The following is a 15162-nucleotide window of genomic DNA, read 5'->3' on the forward strand; positions in this document are numbered from 1 at the left end:
GTCGGAATTCCGGGCATCCAGGCGGTCCTTCCTTTCAGGAACTCTTCACCTCCAGGCTGGGCCTCTGCGCCAATCGTATCCGCCACTCAAAGCCCACCGCGAGGACAAAAAACGCCATCCCGACGAGACGGATCCCCGTCGCCGGAAATATCAGAAGCGCGGCTAACACCACGCAAAATGCCCTTTCCCACGGCTGGAGCGGCCGGTGCGTGTGCCCCTCCGCCGCCGCCGCAAAGGCATACAGGCTGCAGGCAATGGCCAGGCCGGCGAAGAGGATCTCGGTGAGGGTCCCATTGATGATCGTTCCATACGCCATCAGAACCGGTATCACATAGAGCCCGATACCAAGCCTCACCGCATACCATCCGATTCGGCTGGCGCTCGCGCCGGCGATACCGCTCGCCACGAATGCGCCGACGGCGACCGGCGGGGTCCAGAGAGCGGCCAAGCTGTACCACATGATGATCAGATGCGCATTGAAGAGAGGAAGCCCAAGCTCGACCAGCCCTGGCACCGCGATAACCGCCAGGATGATGTATGCCGCAATCATGGGGATACCCATGCCGAAGACATATGAGGTGATGATCATCAAGAAGAGCATCGCCAGGAGATTCCCCTGGGAGAGCATCACCGCGAAGGAGGCCACCTTGAGGGGGAGGCCGGGCAATACCAGCATGGACACGATGACTCCGATGGCCCCCGCGCTGGCCCCGACCGAAAGCTGTAGCTTGGCGCCATCGCCGAAGGTGAGAAAGGTCTCGGTCAGATTCATCCTGTCCGTGCCATAGGGCCGGATGAAATGCAGGAGGATGGTGGCGGCGATGGCCCAGAGCGCAGCCCTGTAGGGGCTCAGCCCCCCGAAGATCAGGATGAAGACCAGAGCGATGGGGATCAGCATGTGCCATCCCTTTCGCATGACCTCTGCCATCGGCGCCGCGTCCCTCACTTCGGGGATTCCCAGCTTGTGCGAGAGGAAATGAACCTGAATATAGATGCCCCAGTAGAAAAGCAGGGCGGGCAGGAAGGAATAGAGGGCGACCTTGCCATAGGGTATTTCGGTGAAGGAGGCCAGCACGAAGGCGGCCGACCCCATGATGGGCGGCATGAGCACGCCGCCCGCCGATGCCACGGTCTCAATCGCCCCCGCCACATGGGCGGGATATCCCACCTTCTTCATCACGGGTATCGTGAAGGAGCCGGTTACGGCGACGTTGGCCGCCCCGCTTCCCATGATCATCCCCACCGCTCCGCTCGAAACCACAGCGGTCTTGGCGGCTCCCCCCTTGAGACGGCCGACAAGCGTGTTGGACAGTTCAAGGAGAAAGGCGCTCATGCCGCAGGCTTGAATGACCGCTCCGAATATCACAAAAAGCATTACATAGGTGGCGTAGACGCCGGTGATGCTCCCATAAATCCCGTCGAAGCTGAAGATCTGGCCGATGGCGCGGGCATAAGTGAACCCGCGGTGCCCGAGCGCCCCCGGGATCACGAACCCCCAAAGCACATATGCCAATCCCGCGACCGACAGGATAGGGAGCGATAGGCCCAACACCCGGCGGCACGCCTCGATGCTCAGGACGAGGGCGACCGTGCCCATCACCATATCCTTCGGCCGCATCAGTCCCGGCTTCTCGATGTAGTATTCATATTCCATGAAAAAGAATACGGTCATGACAAGAGTCAGCGCGCCGAGAAAAACGTCGACGGCCGAAATCCGGCTCCTAGGGGAGGTCGCCGAGGCGGGGTAAAGGGAGAACACGAGGATATAGCAGAGGCAGATGTAAATCGGGCGCGTGACATAGAAAGGAAGAGTGACCGCGGTCGCGTACACGAAAAAGAGCGCGAATCCCGCCGCGGTCAGATTAACAAAAGAACGCTCAAAGCCTTGAAGTTGCCGCATCCCCTATGGCCCGCCCTCCTTCGGCGGCGTACCCCGCGAACGAAATCCGCTGACATTCCGTCAGTCCAGCCTTGCATCCTTTTTCGCGTTCAGGGCAATAGCGCAGAAGGGATACTCACCCCCTTCTCCTTCCAGTACCTCACGGCCCCGGGGTGCAGCTTCAGGCCTTCGAGGGCGAAGGCCCCTTTTTCCTCGATGTAGGTCTTGGTGTTCCACATGTTCCAAAGCCTGTGATTCCGCTTGAGATATGTGACCCCTTCGGGGCTCAGGTTGACCTTCAGCAGCTCGTGGACCGCCTCCTCCGGCACTCCCTTGTGGGCGACGATGTAGCCCAGGTAGCCGAGCACCGGCACGTCTTTCTTGAGCCAATCGTAGGCGCCGGCGGGAATCGTATCGAGGAAAACGGGGGCCAATTTCTGGATTTTCTTGAGACGTTCCATGTCGAGAGGAAGGATGTTGATTTTCTTCTGGGCGCCGGCCTGCATGACCGCGGGGTAGGGCGCCGGGCCTCCCATGAATGCATCAACCTGGCCGTCGACGAACGCCCGGCTGCTCTCCTCGTAGGAGAGACGGAGGATCTTGACCTTGCTCCTGACTTCGTAGGCGTCCAGGATGAGCAGCCCCAGGTCGGCAATCGCGCTGCCCGGAGGCCCAATGCTCACCGTCTTCCCCGCCAGTTCGGGGACAGAGTTGATCCCCTCTCTCGCGTTCCAGCTCACGTTCGTGCCATGGGTCACGGCCACTCCGCGCAGGTCCTTGTAAGGAGACTCGCCTTTGTAGGGCCCCAGGCCGCGGAAGGCCTGGAAGATCTGTATTCCGCCCGTGAACGCAAGATGGCTCTCGCCGCGCCCGACGAGCCTGATGTTCTCGACAAATCCGGCCGAGGTTTCGGCGGTGATCCGCAGCAGCTTCGTCTTGGTATTCGTATTCTCGGCAACGCCCGCCGCCAGCGTATAGGCAAGCGAGGCGGGGCCCGCGCCTGCCAGCCCGATTTCGAATTTCGCCGCGAAGGCGATTGTGGCCGCGGTCAACAGCATGACGGAAAAAATAACGGTTCCGATTCCCACTCTCTTCATTTCGGCTTCTCCTTCCCGGATGCGGTGGCTGTCCGTTGCGAAGACGGGCCCGGCCGAGTCAAATGATCCCTTCTGCCGCCAAATCGGTCATGTCGAGCTCGGAAAGGCCCAAATGCTTCTTGAAAATTTCATCGTTGTCGGCACCCATGCGTTTTCCCGCATGGCTCACGGATCCGGGAGTGAGCGTCATCTTGGGAAAGACGCCTTCCATCATCAGCGATTCCTTGTCTTCGTCCGGAACATGAATCACCATCTCCCTGGCCTTCGCATGGGGGTCTTTGATGATGTCGCGGATGTCATAGATCGGCGCCACGGGGATCTCGCTCTTCCTAAGCAGTCCGACGGTCTGATCCAGCGTATGCTCCGCCATCCATTTCCCGACGATCGCGTCGAGCGCGTCGACGTTCTTCACCCTGTTCATGTTCGTACTGAAGCGATGATCCCGGATGAGCTCCGGCTGGCCCATAACGGCGAAAAATTTTGTGGCCATCGTCTGGGTCGAGGCCGCGAGAGCCACCCAGCGTCCGTCCTTCGTCCTGTAGGTGTTCCTCGGGGCGCTCGCGGCCCTGTTGCCGATGCGCTTCGGGGGCTCCCCGGTGAGTTCATACGCGAGCGCATTTGGCCCCACCATCGCGTAAAGGCTCTCCCAGATGCTCACATCGATGACCTGGCCCACCCCGGTGCCGACGACGTCGCGGTAATGGACGGCGAACATCGCCGCCAGGGCGCCATGGAACGCGGCAAAGCTGTCGGCGAGGGCGAATTGAGGAAGGACGGGAGGGCCATCCGGCTCTCCCGTCATCGCGGCGAAGCCGCTCATCGCCTCCATGAGGGTGCCGAAGCCGGGGAAGCTGCTGTAGGGACCGTACTGGCCGTAGCCCGTCACCCGCACCATGATGAGACGGGGATTGATCCGGGAGAGGTCCTCGTAGCGTATGCCCCATTCCTCGAGCCGGCCCGGCCTGAAATTCTCGATGAAGATGTCCGCGTCCCGGAGCAGGCGGACGAGAAGCTCGCGCCCTTTCGGCTTGGAGATGTCGAGGGTGATGAACTTCTTGTTCCGATCGTAGCATTTCCAGAAGGGATTGATCCCATCGACGGAGAAGCCGAACTGCCTCAGGTGGTCGCCCGTCTTTGGGTGTTCCACGTGGATGACTTCCGCGCCGAAGTCGGCCATGAGCCGGCCGCACAGGGGCGCGGCTATGACCGTCGCGCATTCCACCACCTTCAGGCCCTGAAGGGCGTTGGGCTTCACACCATTGTCCGGGATCATCCGCGCCTCTCGCCGTGAGTGCCAAAACCGCCGATTGCCGGCGCCATCGCCCGAGCCCACGCCTCAACGGACGACGCATATCTCCGCAAGCGGGTACCTGTGCAGGTTTTCAATGCCGCTGTCGCTGACGACGGATGTGTCGCCGATCCAGATCCCCGCCGTCTCCGCCTCGTTCACCGGCCATGCGACCACATTCACGCAGTGGTTTCTCTCGAAGACGAAGTCGGGGTCGGTGACGGTGTCGCCGGACGCGCGGATGTCCGGAGGAGAGTTGTAGTTCGACCATCCGAAGATGCACGTCTTCGGCGTGTAGCCGCCTTTCCGGATGGCGTCGATGCACGGCCGCGCGAGATCACTCCCCTTGATGCCCGGCTTAATCGCGGAGTGGAGATCCGCGTGCGTCTTCTGGCCCAACCGGAACATCGCCGCGTACTGGGGCGTCGGCTCTCCCACGAAATACGTGCCCCAGATTTTCCCGAAATATCCCCCCCACCCGACCGCGATCTCGGTCATGATGACATCGCCCATCTGGATGGGGGTGGTCAGGGCGAGCTGATGGGCATAGATCATGTCCGGATTGCTCATGGGGGTCCGTCCCACATGGCCGAAAGGAATCTTCCCATCCATGTCGTGAGCGGCGCGCAGCACGATGTTGTACAGGTCGCAGGGCCGCACCCCCGGGCGCGTGGCCCGGACCATGAGATCGTAGGCGGCGTCCGTCATGGCCGCCGCCCTGCGCATGTAAGCCATCTCTTCATCGCTCTTGACCAGCCTCAGCCGCTCGAACCATTCGGTCACTATCTCGAAGTCCGCCTTGGGCAGCGCTCGGGTGATCGCGATGTGATGGTCGTAGGGAAGATTGATGTTGGCCCAGTGCATCGCTCCGACGATCCCGATGCGCTTCTCGTCGAGGCCTAGCTCCTTGAGCCGATCCGCCACCCGCAGGGGAGTCTGCGCCATGCCTCCGGCGCGCACGTCCTTCAGGTGGGTGGTCTGCTTCACGTTCTTGAGGTGATTTCCCCACGTCGTGAAGACGGTCGGCTCTCCTTCGAGCGGGAACACGACGTAGGTCTGGACGAATCCGGCGAAGCTGGCGATGTAGACCACGTTCGGCTGGCCGGGGTCCGTCCCCAGGTAGCCCCCGATCCCATAGACGATGAGGCCATCGAGGCTCTTCGCCCGCATGGCGGTCCGGATACGCTCATACCTGGCCGCGTATTCCTCCTTTGAGAACCAAGGCCAAAAGTTGTTTTGGCACTTCATGACGCCTTCCTCTCGGCAATAAAGCGCCTGATGGCGCACGGGCCGATCAGCCGGACTACAGGCCCGCGGCCACCTTGAGCCGTTTGATGTAGTTTCCGCCGTCGAGATGCTTGATGGAAAACGAGTCCCGCAGGAGCTTCTCGAAAGGGGCTTCCTTCATCACGCCCATGCCGCCCGCCAGCTCCGCAGCCTTGTGGGCGATTTCAAAGGAATGGTTGGTGCAGAAGCACATCACGGCGGGCACGCGCTTGGGATCCGGCGTCCCATGATCCGTGGACCATGCCACGTTCCACACGAGGGACCGCATCGCCTGGAGCGAGGCGTACATGTCGGCGAGCTCGCAGGCGATGGCCTGATGCTCGATGATGGGCTTGCCGCCCTGGACGCGGTTCTTGCAGAATTCGACGATTTCCTCGAAGGCCGCCCGGGCGACTCCAATGGACCGTGCGGCGTTCAGGATGCCGTCGTTCGCCAGCGACGCGCGGATGGAGACGATCCCGCGGCCTTCCGGCCCCAGCATCCATTCCTTGGGGACGCGGCAGTTTTCGAAGATGATCTCGGCGTTCCTCAGGAGCCGGAAACCCATCTTGTCGTGCACCCGGCCGTATCTCATCCCAGGATGGCCGTCCGGGATGAGGAAGCAGGTGCAACCGTCCAGCATGCCTTTGCTCGGGTCCGTCCTCGTGAAGACATAGTAGAGCTTGGCGATTCCGCCATGTCCGATGAACTGCTTCATCCCGTTGATCACGAAATGATCGCCATCCTTCACGGCCGTCGTCCGCACCCCCGCGCCGGGGGCGTTGTAGGGAAGGATGTTGTCGCCTCCGGAATCCGGTTCGGTCATCCCGACCGCCACGAGAAAGGTGGGGTCCGCGCAGAAATCCCTGAGCCACTTGTCGCGCACGTCCTCGGTCGTCACGCGGCGGTCGCTCAGCATGTGATAGAGCTTGCGGCCGTTGATCGGCAGGCTGCCGAGCGACACATCGCCCACGCCTAGCTCTTCGCACACGATAACCACCGTCACGGTGTCTTCGACGCCCCCGCCGCCGTACTGCTCCGGAACCGCGAGAGTCCGAAAGCCCAACTCGGAGCACCGCTTGATGAGATCCATGCTCACGCAGTCATCGGGCGTCTGGCCCTTATCGAGCTCCTTGACGAGGGGTTTCGCCTCGTTCTTGACGAAGTCTCGTGCCAGTTTTTGCAGCGCGACCTGCTCTTCGGATAATGCAAAATCGACCATGGAACCATTTCCTCCCGGAACGATCAGCGGTATTGCAACGGGACGGTTGAGGGCTCCGCATCGCGGAGGATGCGCAAACGGCTTCTGCGCATAAATTGCATGGCCAATGCGGCGGCCGCCATGCCGAAGCCGGCCATGTCGGTATAGAAGCCGGGGAAGATCAGCAAGAAAGACGCCGCCAAGAACAAGAGCCTATCGGCGGTGTTCGTCTTGACCACCAAGTATCCTTGGACCCCCGCGGCGAGGAACGCCGTTCCGACGCAGGCGGTGGCCGCCGCCATGAATATCTGCCATGGGGTCCCGACCATCAGAAGAGACGGCGCATATACGAACATGTACGGGACGATGAAGGCGGCGATGCCAATCCGCATTCCGGTGAAGGCGACGCTTATCGGATTGGCCTTAGCGATTCCGGCCGCTGCGTAAGCCGCCAAGGCAACGGGAGGAGTCGTCCCCGACACGATAGAGAAGTGGAACGCGAACATGTGAGCGGCGAGGGGCGGCACACCCATGTTGATGAGGGCCGGCGCCGCCACGGCTGCCGTGACAATGTATGCCGCCGTCGCCGGAAGGCCCATGCCGAGGATAATGCAGATGATCATCGTCAGGACGAGGGCCGGGAACAAATGGCCCCCCGAAAGATCCATGAGCAGGGCCGCGAACTTGAGGCCGATTCCCGTAAGCGAGATGATGCCAACGATGATTCCCGCCGTTGCGCAGGAGACGGCGACTTCCATCATCCCTTTCGGGCCTTCTTCAAGGGCCCGCATCATTCCCGGCACGCCCATCGCGCTGCGCCGGTCCACGAAGTAGCCGGCCCCCGCCTTGAGCATGGAAAGCGGGCTGAAGGCGGAAAAGCCTCCTCGGCGGACATAATCTGCCGCCGACTTCACCCACACAATCCCGACGGCCGCGGACAGCGACAGAAGAGATGCGCGTATGGGACTCGAAAATTCCACGACCAGCGAATAGATCAGCACCCCGAGAGGAAGAAGGAGATAACCGCCCGTCATCAGGACTTTGCGGATACTCGGAAGCTCTTCCTTCGAGAGGCCCCGAAGCCCTTCCTTCGCCGCCTCGAAATCCACCATCCAGAAGAGAGCTGCATAATAGATGAGCGCCGGAATCGCGGCGGCCAGCACCACGTCGTAATAGGGGATGTTCAGCAGCTCGGCCATGATGAAGGCCGCGGAACCCATGATCGGGGGCGTAATCATCCCTCCGCTCGATGCGATGGATTCCACTGCCCCGGCGAAGTGAGGTTTGTAGCCCGTTTTCTTCATCAGCGGGATCGTCAGCGTTCCCGTGGTGACCACGTTGGCGATCCCGCTCCCCGAGATGGTCCCGAACAGCGCGCTGGAGAAAATGGCGACCTTGGCGGGCCCTCCGCGCGTGCGCCCGGCGATGGCAAAGGCCACGTCCATGAAGACGGAGCTGACGCCCGTGGCGCGGAGAAAACCCCCAAATAGGACAAAAAGGAAGGCGTAGGCGGCCGAGGCGTGCAGGGGAACCCCGAGAAGGCCGCTGTCGCTGAGGAGGTAGCCGAAGATGCGGCTGAGGCTTTTTTCTCCGTGCTTGAGCATCCCCGGGAAATAGGGGCCGTAATAGGCATAAATCAGCGCGACCAGCGCAATGAGCACCAGCGGCAGACCCACCAGTCTCCGCGTCGCTTCAAGGACAAGAACCACAAGGGTGATGCCGGTTGCGACCATCCATATATCGGGGGCCGAAGCCGCGCTGAATTGGATGTCCTCCGCATGCAGGATGACGTAATACACCCCAAGGGCCCCAAGAGCGATCGCGGCCCAGTCAAGGCTTGAAAGCCGGCGGTCGGGGCTATTGGCCCTGCCTTTCAAGAGGGCAAAGACGAGAACCAGCGGGATCAGCAGATGCACCGAGCGGAGAATGAGCGGGTCGAGGGGATAGAATCCAAGCCCGACGATATGGAATATGGAGATGGCGACGCCGAACGCGAAGAGGCCCGCGGCTACCGCGCCGCCGACCCTCCGCGTGGCTCTTCCACCGCCGTCCTCCTGCCCCTCGGGTCCAGCTTGCTCAACCATCAGATCGGTCTCCGGCGCGGCACGTGAGGCCCTTCCTCACTTGCATCTTTTGAGCTCTTGTCAATCGATCGGCTTGGGGAGCGGTACGTTTTGCTCCTTGAAATAGCGCGCGGCGCCGGGATGGAACGGCACGATGTTGGCGAATTTGACGTTCTCCAGGCTGAGCTGGCGGCCGAATTCGCCCATGGTCTTGGCCAGCTCGTCTTTCTTGTCGAACGTCGTCTTCACCAGACGGTAGGCGACATCGGCGTCGAGCTTGGGATTGCAGATAAGGGACGCCAGCCAGGCCAGGGATTCTCCATCCTTATCGAGGTACTTATAGGCGCCCTTCTTGACCGTCCCGATCGAGTACTGGGGGTTCTTCTTGACGAGCCGCTCCAGGTCCGCGCGGTCGAGATAGAAGTAGTTGACCTTGTGGGTCAATTCCTGGTTCCTGAGCGCCCCAAAAGGAGAAATCGTGGAGATGAGGCCCACGTCGATCAGGCCATCGGCCATCTGGCCGAGGGCATCCCCCCAGCTCACGTTCACAATCCGCTTGGGCCTGAGGCCGAATTCCGCGACGATGAGGCGCAGGATGAAGTTGGCGGGCCCGGCGGCCGGGCCGGGCGTGATCACCTTGCCGTTCAGGTCCGACAGCTTGGTGATCTTCTTGCCCCCCAGGCTCCAGATGTCCGACAAGCCCACATACCAGGGGATGCAGGTATTGGTGTTGGTCATCTTTTTGCCCTTGGCCCAGGCGAGTCCCTTTTTCCCTTCGTACAAGGTTGTGGTTACTGAAAAGCCGATGTCGGCCGCGCCCGAATCGACGAGCCGGTAGTTGTCGAGATTTCCCCCCGTGGCCTCCACGTTCACGTTCAAGTCCGGGTTATGCTTCATGATGAAGGCCGCCCAGGCGCTCGACGCCAATTGGAGCGACCCTCCGACGGAGGCCGATCCCATCGTGATGATCTTCTTTTCCGCCGCCGAGGCCTTGCCCGCGCCCAGACCAGCGGCGAACATGACAGACCCGGCGAAAATGACAAGCGATCTCATCCTCATTCCCATGCCCCTCCCGTTCATGAAGCCAACGTTCCCGCCCCATCAGGGCCGATGAAAAGCGGCGCCGAGCCACGCTTTCCGTAGAATGCCGACCCGATCAGTCCCTTGGCCGCGGGGGTTTCGGTTTCGTCGCAATAGGGAATTCTTGGCATCGGGCATAACACCTCAGAAGGGGGACACGCCGCCTGGGCCTCCGACCCTTCAGGCGCACCCACCTGCGGGAGAGTTGCGAATTTCTGTAGAATCTAAGAAAAATATATCTGTAAATCTGTATTATGACAACCGCAATCCCTGCCGCGTGAGAGGGGCGAAGACCGGGGTGAGAATCTAATGTGATTGATTCAATTGGTGTTATCGGTGGAGGCTACGTGGGTCACGGCGTGGCCCAGATGTTCGCCCAGGCTGGCCTCTCCGTCGTCCTATTCAATCGCACCCGGGCAAGCTCCAGCCGGGCGATGGAAAATATCCGGAAGGGATTGGATCTGTTCGTGGCGGCGGATTTCTTGCCTCCCGCCGCAGCCGAGGCCGCCCTCAAGCGCGTCGAGCCGACGACCGATTTCTCCGCCGCTGTCCTCGCATCCGATTTCATCGTCGAAGCCGTCGCGGATGAACTGCCTCTCAAGCAGAAACTATTCAAAGAAATGGACGCCCTGGCGCCCCCTCACATCATCCTAGCCAGCGAGACATCGGGGCTCCACATCACGGATATCGCGCGAGATACCGTTCATCCGGAACGCTGCATCACGGCGCACAACTACACTCCCCCTCCCCTGATGCCGGTGGTCGAAGTGGTGCCGGGAGAGAAGACCTCGGCCGAGACGGTTCAGCTCACCTGCGCTCTTCTTCGGCGAATCGGGAAAGATACGGTCATCTGCAAGGAGGTTTCCGGTCATATCGGATCGAGATTCACCAATGCCCTCCGCCGGGAAGCCTTCCATCTCATCGAACAAGGACTCGCCACGCCGGAAGCAATCGATACCGTGATGCGGTCGGTGGGGCGCCTGTTCCCCGTCATGGGAATATTGCTGCTCACGGATTTTTCAGGGGTCGACATGGCCCGGAACAGCCAGCGGAACATCCTTCCGCGCCTGAGCCACGATTCCAAGCCGTCCGCGCTGATAGAGAAGATGACGGAAGCGGGAAAGCTGGGGATCAAGTCGGGAGAGGGATTCTACCAGTGGAATCCCGAGCGCATTCAGGAAATCGTGGAGGCCAGGGGACGGGAGCTTATCCGGTGGATGCGGGCGGCCCCTCTCCCCCCTCTGCCGCCACGCGCCGGTTTCCAAACGTCATCGACCACACGAAACGAGAGGTAAGCCCATGAGCGGCCGGCGCGAGCGGAAGGGGAGCATCCAACGGGGGGATCATTTCATCGAGGCTTGCACGCCGGGCCTCCGCCTTCACCTGCTCGAGAAGAGCCCGAAGCCCAGTGGTACCCGGACTGGCCGTCCCGCCCTGCTCATGGTCCATGGCCAGAGCCTGCCCTCGCCGGTGTGCTTCGACTTCCCCGTCCCCGGCTATTCGTGGATGGACCACATCGCCGCCCGGGGCTACGACGCGTTCGCCCTCACGCTCCGGGGCTACGGCTTGTCCAGCCGGCCCCTCGAGATGGCGCACGATCCCGCGTCCGCGCCTCCCGCCGTCCGGGCGGAGACGGCTTTGCGCGATGTCGAGGCGGCCGTCCGCTTCATCCGGGAGAAGCGAGACGGGAAATCCCTCAGCCTCCTGGGCTGGGCCCAGGGCACCATGCTGGCGGCCGCCTTCGCCGCGGCCCATCCCGCGCAAGTGGATAAGATCGTCCTCTTCTCGCCTCTCTACCTCAACGACCCCTCGGCCGCATCCTTGTTCGAGGATCCGGAGCGGCCCGGCCAGCTCAAACCGGAGTTCCGCGGGGCATGGCGCTGGGTGAACGAGGAAGGCCAGCAGCGGAACTGGAGCCGGCTGTTCCCGCGCGGAAAGAGCCGACTCTGGCGGGAAGCGCGCGCCGCGCGGGCCTATTGGGATGAACAATTGAAATACGACCGCACGGGGATGCGGCGCCGGCCCCCCGGCGTCCGAATCCCGAACGGCCTCATGGCGGACCACTTCGACCGCACGCGCGGGCGGTCGATCTATGATCCCGCCAAGGTGAAATGCCCGGTTCTCCTGATCCGGGGAGAGCACGACCTCGTCTCCGAGGACAAGGAGGCCCAGAGGCTTTTCCGGGCCCTCACCCGGACGTCCGGGAAGCGGTACGCAATCATCGGGGACGCGACGCACTTCGTTCAGTTCGAGAAGCGGAGGAATGAACTCTTCTCCGAAGTGCATGGTTTTCTGGAAGCCTGACCGGAATTTCGCAGGACCCGGGAGGAAGCGATGAAGGCGATGCGCGTCCACGAATTTGGCCTTGAGCATCCGATGCGGCTGGACGAAGTGGAGGATCCTCGACCTCAGGAAAACGAGATTCTCGTGCGAAGCCTCGCCGCCGGGGCGCATCCGGTCGATGTCGTCATCCGCGCCGCGAAGCATCCCTTCCACAAAAATTTCACGCTCCCCTATATCCCCGGCCCCGAAGCGGCCGGGGACGTCATCGCGGTAGGCGCCGGCGTGAAGAACTTCCGCGTGGGCCAGCGGGTCTGCGGCCGCTGCACCGGCGGCTCATACGCCGAGAAAGTCCGCATGAGCATTTCGTGGGCGACGGAGCTGCCGGAGAGCTACAGTTACGCCGAGGGCGCGGGCATTGTGGTCCAGTTCGCCACGGCCTGGAACGCCCTTGTCATCCAGGCCCAAGCGGGCCCCGGCGAGACGGTGCTCATCCACGGGGGCGCGGGCGGAGTCGGTATGGCGGCGCTCCAGCTCGCCAAGACCATGGGTTGCCGGGTGATCGCCACGGCCGGAACCCGGAAGAAATGCGGCCTGTGCGTGGACCTGGGGGCGGATCGGGCCATCAATTACCGCGAGGAGAATTTCGCGGAAGGCGCCCTCAAGCTGACGGAAGGGCGGGGAGTCGACGTCGTCGTCGATTGTGCCGCCGACGCGAATCTGATGAACGACGTGGACGCGATCCGCCCGGGCGGGCGGATCGTCGTGCTCGGCACGGCCAAGGCACTGGACGAAAAGGCCGCCTTCGGGGTCCAGCGGGCGCTGGTCAAGGACGCCCGGATTCTCTGCATGTCGATGCCGAATCTGACGCCCCACCTGCCCGGCCTGATGCGGCGCCTTTCCTCTCTTGTTTCGGAAATTCATTTCAAGATCCCCATCTACCGGGAGATGAAACTCGCGGAGGCCAACGCGGCGCATGAAATCCTCTGGAGCGGCGAGCATCATGGAAAAATTGTTCTTGCCCCTTAGCCCGCCGCCGTTCATGGGAGTTCTTTGAAGGGCCGCTCTCGCGTCATCCCGGGCGATGCATCCTAAACGCGCGTACTCATGCTCCATCGCATTGTGCTGCCCCCGCAAATCCTCCGAAGAAATACGCTCCATGCTCCAAGGCAAAGGCGGCCGACACGGCGACAAGGCCATCACACGCCCAAATAGCTCCCGCGCAGGGCAGGCATGGAATCCGAATAGGGAAAACGGGGGATTGCTGGGGAATAGGCTTCTCGCGTCGATTCCATCACGACTCGGGGGCGCTCTGCGATGAACGGTCTGGACCGTTGAGCTGCCTCTCCCGCCGGCCGCCTGGTCAGGCTATCGGTTCTCCCTCGGTCCGCTCCAGTTCGAGAATCTCCCGCCGCAGTTGCGCGGTGACGGGCCCCGGCGCGGGGATGGGACGCCCGTCCACCTCGGCCACCGCATGGACCCGGCTGAACGAAGAGGTGAGGAAGGCTTCGTCCGCCGTGTAGAGGTCGTAGAGCGTGAGGTCCGTCTCCTGGGCGGGGATGCCCGCCCGGGAGGCGATTCCGAGCACCGTCCGCCGCGTGATGCCATCCAATGCCTGATGGGCCCGCGGGGTTTTCAGCACCCCCTCCTTCACGATGAAGATATTCTCCCCCGCCGCCTCCGCCACGAAGCCCCTGAGATCCAGCAGCACGGCCTCGTCGCACCCCGCCTCGATGGCCTCGATGCGGGCGAGGACGTGGTTGAGGTAGTTCAGGGACTTCACGCGGGGCTCGAGACATTCGGGCGGCGTCTTGCGCACCCCCGCCGTCTTGAGCCGCAGGCCCCCGCCCTTGGCCTTATAGGTGGACGCCGTGGCGGCGGGAGGGCTCGGCTCGTGGAGGAGGACGGCCAGGGTGGGCACGGGCGCAGTGCGGGGGTCGAGCAGGGGATACCCCTCCCCCCGGGAGACGATGACGCGGATGTAGACGTCCGCCGCCTCCGAGCGCCGGATCGCCTCCTTCACGATCTGGGCGATGCGCTCCTTCGTCTCGGGGAGCGCGAGCCGGAGCGCCCGGGCCGAGCGCTCGAGGCGGTCCAGGTGCTCCCTGAGCCTGAAGATGCGGCCTCCGCTGGCGGTCAGGCTCTCGAAGATGCCGTCGCCGTAGAGGAAGCCGTGGTCGAAGGCCGAGACCTTCGCTTCCTTGGCCTCGATGAACTCCCCGTTCACGTAGCAGATGAGGGGCATGGCAGATCTACATGGCGCACCAGCCGTCGTCCACGACGAGGTCGTGGCCATGAACGGCGCTGGCGTCGTCGGAGGCCAGGAAGACGGCGGCTCCCGCCATCTCGGCGGTTGAGATATAGGCGCGCCCCGTCGGGGTGTAGCTGGCCATGAGCTTCACGAACTCCGGGTCGTCCTGGAGGTGCCGGTTGAGGGGGGTGGCCGTGTTCCCGGGGGAAATAGAGTTCACGTTGATGCCGAACTTCGCGATCTCGGCCGCGAGGGCCCGGGTGAGCATATGGACGCCTCCCTTGCTGGCGCAGTAGGGCAGTGCGTTCGGGAAAGCGTGGGTGCCCGCGATGGAGGAGATGAAGATGATCTTCCCGGACCTGTGCTTCTTCATGCGAGGCACCACCGCCTGAGCGAGCAGGAAGTTGCCCTTCAGGTTCACGGAGAGGGTGAGGTCCCAATCCTTCTCCGAGTAATCCTCCATCGGCTTGTTGATCATGACGCCCGCGTTACCCACCACAATATCCACCGGGCCCAGGTCCTTGGTCACCTTCTGGACGAGGTCCCGGACGTGGGCCTTCTTGGAGACGTCGCAGCGGTAGGCGCGCGCCCGGCCTCCATCCTCCGCGATGGACTTGGCCACCGCCTGGCCGCGCTTGGGATTGCGGGCGTTCACCACGGCCACCTTGGCCCCCTCCTTGGCGAAGCGACGGCAGATGGCCTCCCCGATGCCCTGCGAGCCTCCGGTCACGATGGCCACCTTGTCCTTGAGCTTCAT

Annotated in this window: 12 protein-coding genes; 3 read left to right on the forward strand and 9 right to left on the reverse strand. The window is 62.6% G+C overall.

Translation table 11 applies throughout. The features are described 5' to 3' along the window. Window positions 1–34: 34 nt before the first annotated feature. The 7 genes from HYZ11_05105 to HYZ11_05135 all read right to left on the reverse strand — a co-directional run bounded on the left by HYZ11_05105 (window position 35) and on the right by HYZ11_05135 (window position 9853). Complete coding sequence (locus HYZ11_05105) at window positions 35–1900, reverse strand: TRAP transporter fused permease subunit (GenBank protein MBI3126965.1); 1866 nt, start codon at window positions 1898–1900, stop codon at window positions 35–37. Between the two features lie 89 nt (window positions 1901–1989). Further along, window positions 1990–2976 carry a TAXI family TRAP transporter solute-binding subunit gene (locus HYZ11_05110; GenBank protein MBI3126966.1) on the reverse strand — a complete coding sequence of 329 codons (987 nt, stop codon included), beginning with the start codon at window positions 2974–2976 and terminating at the stop codon, window positions 1990–1992. A gap of 58 nt (window positions 2977–3034) precedes the next feature. Next, a complete protein-coding gene (locus HYZ11_05115) occupies window positions 3035–4249 on the reverse strand; it encodes a CoA transferase (GenBank protein MBI3126967.1) in 1215 nt (404 codons plus the stop codon). Between the two features lie 63 nt (window positions 4250–4312). Beyond that, the gene (locus HYZ11_05120) at window positions 4313–5434 is read right to left on the reverse strand and encodes an aminopeptidase P family protein (protein ID MBI3126968.1); all 1122 of its coding nucleotides are present in this window, start codon (window positions 5432–5434) and stop codon (window positions 4313–4315) included. A gap of 133 nt (window positions 5435–5567) precedes the next feature. Beyond that, on the reverse strand, window positions 5568–6752 hold the full coding sequence (locus tag HYZ11_05125; GenBank protein MBI3126969.1) for an acyl-CoA/acyl-ACP dehydrogenase: 1185 nt from the start codon (window positions 6750–6752) through the stop codon (window positions 5568–5570). A 23-nt stretch (window positions 6753–6775) separates the two neighbouring features. After that, window positions 6776–8815, reverse strand: coding sequence for a TRAP transporter permease (locus tag HYZ11_05130; GenBank protein MBI3126970.1), 2040 nt, complete (start codon window positions 8813–8815; stop codon window positions 6776–6778). Between the two features lie 60 nt (window positions 8816–8875). Continuing rightward, the gene (locus HYZ11_05135; GenBank protein ID MBI3126971.1) at window positions 8876–9853 is read right to left on the reverse strand and encodes a TAXI family TRAP transporter solute-binding subunit; all 978 of its coding nucleotides are present in this window, start codon (window positions 9851–9853) and stop codon (window positions 8876–8878) included. A 368-nt stretch (window positions 9854–10221) separates the two neighbouring features. Between HYZ11_05135 and HYZ11_05140 the strand changes: the two genes are divergently transcribed. From HYZ11_05140 to HYZ11_05150, 3 genes are read left to right on the forward strand one after another with little or no spacing between them, the layout of a single operon-like run. After that, window positions 10222–11169 (forward strand): 3-hydroxyacyl-CoA dehydrogenase family protein, encoded by a 948-nt coding sequence (locus HYZ11_05140; protein ID MBI3126972.1) that lies wholly within the window; start codon window positions 10222–10224, stop codon window positions 11167–11169. A gap of 4 nt (window positions 11170–11173) precedes the next feature. Continuing rightward, window positions 11174–12178: an alpha/beta hydrolase gene (locus HYZ11_05145; protein ID MBI3126973.1), complete on the forward strand. Its 1005-nt coding sequence runs from the start codon at window positions 11174–11176 to the stop codon at window positions 12176–12178. A gap of 30 nt (window positions 12179–12208) precedes the next feature. Next, complete coding sequence (locus tag HYZ11_05150) at window positions 12209–13183, forward strand: NADPH:quinone reductase (GenBank protein ID MBI3126974.1); 975 nt, start codon at window positions 12209–12211, stop codon at window positions 13181–13183. 334 nt (window positions 13184–13517) lie between these two features. Here the strand turns inward: HYZ11_05150 and HYZ11_05155 are convergent, their stop codons facing one another. Together HYZ11_05155 and HYZ11_05160 are read right to left on the reverse strand one after the other, a co-directional pair. After that, window positions 13518–14399, reverse strand: coding sequence for an aminotransferase class IV (locus HYZ11_05155; protein MBI3126975.1), 882 nt, complete (start codon window positions 14397–14399; stop codon window positions 13518–13520). 7 nt (window positions 14400–14406) lie between these two features. Beyond that, window positions 14407–15162 (reverse strand): SDR family oxidoreductase, encoded by a 756-nt coding sequence (locus tag HYZ11_05160; GenBank protein ID MBI3126976.1) that lies wholly within the window; start codon window positions 15160–15162, stop codon window positions 14407–14409.

The organism is Candidatus Tectomicrobia bacterium, from assembly GCA_016192135.1.
Taxonomy (GTDB): Bacteria; UBA8248; UBA8248; order UBA8248; family UBA8248; genus 2-12-FULL-69-37.

What these genes read in the sequence shown, in the direction of transcription:
- HYZ11_05120 (MBI3126968.1), bottom strand. Translation starts at nt 5,434, where the DNA reads ATGCGGGCGAAGAGCCTCGATGGCCTCATCGTCTATGGGATCGGGGGC.
- HYZ11_05125 (MBI3126969.1), bottom strand. Translation starts at nt 6,752, where the DNA reads ATGGTCGATTTTGCATTATCCGAAGAGCAGGTCGCGCTGCAAAAACTG.
- HYZ11_05150 (MBI3126974.1), top strand. Translation starts at nt 12,209, where the DNA reads ATGAAGGCGATGCGCGTCCACGAATTTGGCCTTGAGCATCCGATGCGG.
- HYZ11_05135 (MBI3126971.1), bottom strand. Translation starts at nt 9,853, where the DNA reads ATGAGGATGAGATCGCTTGTCATTTTCGCCGGGTCTGTCATGTTCGCC.
- HYZ11_05160 (MBI3126976.1), bottom strand. Translation starts at nt 15,162, where the DNA reads ATGAAGCTCAAGGACAAGGTGGCCATCGTGACCGGAGGCTCGCAGGGC.
- HYZ11_05105 (MBI3126965.1), bottom strand. Translation starts at nt 1,900, where the DNA reads ATGCGGCAACTTCAAGGCTTTGAGCGTTCTTTTGTTAATCTGACCGCG.
- HYZ11_05155 (MBI3126975.1), bottom strand. Translation starts at nt 14,399, where the DNA reads ATGCCCCTCATCTGCTACGTGAACGGGGAGTTCATCGAGGCCAAGGAA.
- HYZ11_05115 (MBI3126967.1), bottom strand. Translation starts at nt 4,249, where the DNA reads ATGATCCCGGACAATGGTGTGAAGCCCAACGCCCTTCAGGGCCTGAAG.
- HYZ11_05145 (MBI3126973.1), top strand. Translation starts at nt 11,174, where the DNA reads ATGAGCGGCCGGCGCGAGCGGAAGGGGAGCATCCAACGGGGGGATCAT.
- HYZ11_05130 (MBI3126970.1), bottom strand. Translation starts at nt 8,815, where the DNA reads ATGGTTGAGCAAGCTGGACCCGAGGGGCAGGAGGACGGCGGTGGAAGA.
- HYZ11_05110 (MBI3126966.1), bottom strand. Translation starts at nt 2,976, where the DNA reads ATGAAGAGAGTGGGAATCGGAACCGTTATTTTTTCCGTCATGCTGTTG.